Raw genomic sequence first — 3,314 nt, 5'->3', positions numbered from 1 at the left:
TGATGCCTGGAAGCGTTAAACGCCTTCCAGCCGAATCTTGTGCTGACTCAACAACTGCGCCAGCGCCGGTACCGGCTGCTGATCGGTGACCAGGCAATCGATCAGGCTGATCGGCCCCAGTCGAATCATCGCGTTACGCCCGAACTTGCTCGAGTCCGCCGCCAGAATCACCTGCCGCGCATTGGCAATGATCGCCTGGCTGACCCGTACTTCCTGATAATCGAAGTCGAGCAGGCTGCCGTCCTCATCGATCCCGCTGATCCCGACCAAGGCGAAATCGACCTTGAACTGATTGATGAAATCCACACTCGCCTGACCGACCACACCGCCGTCCCGCCTTACATTGCCGCCGGTCAGCAGCACATCGAAATCATCCTTGGCGCTGAGCATCGAGGCGACGTGCAGGTTGTTGGTGATGATTTTCAGGTGACTGTGATTGAGCAGGGCGCGGGCGATCGATTCGGTGGTTGTACCAATGTTGATGAACAGCGAGGCGTGATCGGGGATCTGCGCGGCAATGGCTTCACCGATGCGTTGCTTTTCATCACGCATCTGATCGGCACGCATGGCATACGCGGTGTTTTCGACACTGGAATCGTACGCGGCGCCACCGTGATAGCGACGCAGCAGGTTGGCTTCCGCGAGCTGATTGATGTCGCGGCGGATGGTTTGCGGGGTGACAACGAACAGCGTGGCCATTTCCTCGATGCTCACATAACCGCGTTCGCGGACCAGCTCGAGGATTTGCTGCTGACGGGGAGGCAGATTCATGGGGCTTCCTTTGGGCTGCCGTGCAAAATTTGCCCATGATGCCGCAGGAATCCGCTCCCGACCAGTTAGATGCTTATGTGTAACTCAAGGCTGGCTTATTCAGCGTCCTCACGTGCCCAGTCGCGGGTGCGGCTGACGGCTTTTTTCCAGCCTTTGTAGAGTTTCTCTTTCTCGGTTTCCGCAAGGCTCGGTTCGAACTCGCGCTCGATCACTGCCTTGCCGCGCAGTTCTTCCAGACTGCCCCAGAAACCGCAGGCCAGACCGGCCAGATAGGCAGCGCCGAGTGCGGTGGTTTCGCGCATTTGCGGGCGCTCCACCTGAGTGCCGAGGATGTCGGCCTGGAACTGCATGAGGAAGTTGTTCGCCACCGCGCCGCCGTCCACACGCAGGGCCTTGAGGCGTTCGCCGGAGTCCTGTTGCATGGCGTCGAGTACGTCGCGGGTCTGGTAGGCGATCGATTCCAGCGCGGCGCGGATGATGTGATCGACGCGTACGCCGCGCGTCAGGCCGAACAGCGCGCCACGGGCATACGGGTCCCAGTACGGTGCGCCGAGACCGGTAAACGCCGGCACCAGATACACGCCGTTGCTGTCCTTGACCTTGTTGGCAAAGTATTCGGTATCGTGGGCGTCGTTGACGATTTTCAGTTCATCGCGCAGCCATTGCACGGTCGAACCGCCGTTGAACACGGCGCCTTCCAGAGCATAAGCCACTTCGCCGCGTGGGCCGCAGGCGATGGTGGTGAGCATGCCGTGCTGGGATTTCACTGCTTTGTCGCCGGTGTTCATCAGCAGGAAGCAACCGGTGCCGTAGGTGTTTTTCGCTTGGCCCGGCTCCACGCACATCTGGCCGAACAGTGCTGCCTGCTGGTCGCCAGCGATACCGCCGATGGCGATGCCGCTCTTGGTACGACCGTAGATTTCCGAGGACGCTTTGACTTCCGGGAGCATCTCGCGGGGGATATCGAGGATCTCCAGCATCTTCGAGTCCCACTCCAGCGAATGGATATTGAAGAGCATGGTGCGCGAGGCGTTGGTGTAGTCGGTGACGTGCACCTTGCCGCCGGTGAATTTCCAGATCAGCCAGCTATCGACGGTGCCGAACAGCAGCTCGCCGTTGCGCGCACGCTCGCGGCTGCCTTCGACGTTGTCAAGGATCCACTTCAGTTTGGTGCCGGAGAAGTACGGGTCGGTGACCAGGCCGGTGGTGTCGCGGATGTAGTCTTCGTGGCCATCGCGCTTGAGCTGCTGGCAGATCTCGGTGCTGCGGCGGCACTGCCAGACGATCGCGTTGTAGATCGGACGGCCAGTGGTCTTGTCCCAGACCACAGTGGTTTCACGCTGGTTGGTGATACCGATCGCGGCGACCTGGTCGTGATGCAGGCCGGCCTGGGCCAGCGCTTCAACCATCACCGCGCTCTGGGTGGCGAAAATTTCCATCGGGTCGTGCTCGACCCAACCGGCTTGCGGGTAATGCTGAACGAATTCGCGCTGCGCGGTGCAGACCACGTTCGCGTCGCGGTCGAAGATGATCGCGCGCGAGCTGGTCGTACCCTGATCAAGGGCAATGATGTAGTTCTTGTTCTGAATGTCGGTCATGTCGATTGCCTTGGACGAAAAAAACGAGAGTGGGCCGTGGCGCAGGCTCGGATGGGCAGGAGCCGGCGCCGACTGTTTCAAGAAGTTCTTGGTTTGCCGTCAATGGCCGGTTCTGCATCCTTTGTAGCAGGTGTGGCGCCGGTCAGGTGACGGGCAATCAGCCCGCGATACCCGGCAGCGCCGAGGCAGGCACCGACAATCGGTGCAAAAATCGGAATCAGGAAGTACGGAATATCACGACCACCGGTGAAGGAAATTTCACCCCAACCGGTAAAGAAAGTCATCAGTTTCGGACCGAAGTCACGCGCAGGGTTCATCGCGAAACCGGTCAGCGGCCCCATCGCACTGCCGATCACGGCAATCAGCAGACCGATCAGCAGCGGCGCCATCGGGCCGCGTGGCAGGCCGTTGTTGTCATCGGTCAGGGCCATGATCACGCCCATCAGGATCGCGGTGATGATCATCTCGACCAGAAAGGCCTGGGCCGTCGACAGTACCGGGTTCGGGTAGGTCGAGAACACCGACGCCAATTCCAGGCTGGCGGCCGAGCCACGAACCATCTGGTGGGTTTGTTCGTAATCGAAGAACAGATTGCTGTAGAGCGTGTAGACCAGCAACGCGCCGCAGAAGGCGCCGGCGATTTGCGAAAGGATGTAGAACGGCAATTTGCGTTTTTCGAAGTCAGCGAAGATTGCCAGAGCGATGCTCACGGCCGGGTTCAGGTGCGCGCCGGAAACCCCGGCGGTGAGGTAGATCGCCATGCTCACGCCGACGCCCCAGATGATGCTGATTTCCCACAGACCGAAGCTGGCGCCCGCGACTTTGAGCGCGGCGACACAACCGGTGCCGAAGAAGATCAGAAGGGCGGTGCCCAGGAATTCGGCTATGCATTGGCCGGAAAGCGATGGTTGCGGTAAAGCAGCTGTCATTGAAAACCTCGGTTCT

At 60.2% G+C, this 3,314-nt stretch carries 3 protein-coding genes; all 3 read right to left on the bottom strand.

Annotation, left to right across the window (positions count from 1 at the left end; genetic code table 11):
* Positions 1 to 15: 15 nt before the first annotated feature.
* Positions 16 to 771, bottom strand: coding sequence for a DeoR family transcriptional regulator (locus tag F8N49_RS26660; RefSeq protein WP_151553230.1), 756 nt, complete (start codon positions 769 to 771; stop codon positions 16 to 18).
* A gap of 95 nt (positions 772 to 866) precedes the next feature.
* Positions 867 to 2,369 carry a glycerol kinase GlpK gene (gene glpK / locus F8N49_RS26655; RefSeq protein ID WP_151553229.1) on the bottom strand — a complete coding sequence of 501 codons (1,503 nt, stop codon included), beginning with the start codon at positions 2,367 to 2,369 and terminating at the stop codon, positions 867 to 869.
* Positions 2,370 to 2,446: 77 nt separating this feature from the next.
* Positions 2,447 to 3,298: an MIP/aquaporin family protein gene (locus F8N49_RS26650; protein WP_071173440.1), complete on the bottom strand. Its 852-nt coding sequence runs from the start codon at positions 3,296 to 3,298 to the stop codon at positions 2,447 to 2,449.
* Positions 3,299 to 3,314: the final 16 nt, after the last annotated feature.

This window comes from Pseudomonas sp. GXM4 (genome assembly GCF_008923895.1).
Lineage (GTDB): Bacteria > Pseudomonadota > Gammaproteobacteria > Pseudomonadales > Pseudomonadaceae > Aquipseudomonas > Aquipseudomonas atacamensis.
This window is presented reverse-complemented; position numbering and strand designations above follow the sequence as displayed.

Bases quoted from the DNA above. Each gene is read 5' to 3' on its own strand.
- F8N49_RS26650 (WP_071173440.1), bottom strand. From the start codon at position 3,298: ATGACAGCTGCTTTACCGCAACCATCGCTTTCCGGCCAATGCATAGCC.
- glpK (WP_151553229.1), bottom strand. From the start codon at position 2,369: ATGACCGACATTCAGAACAAGAACTACATCATTGCCCTTGATCAGGGT.
- F8N49_RS26660 (WP_151553230.1), bottom strand. From the start codon at position 771: ATGAATCTGCCTCCCCGTCAGCAGCAAATCCTCGAGCTGGTCCGCGAA.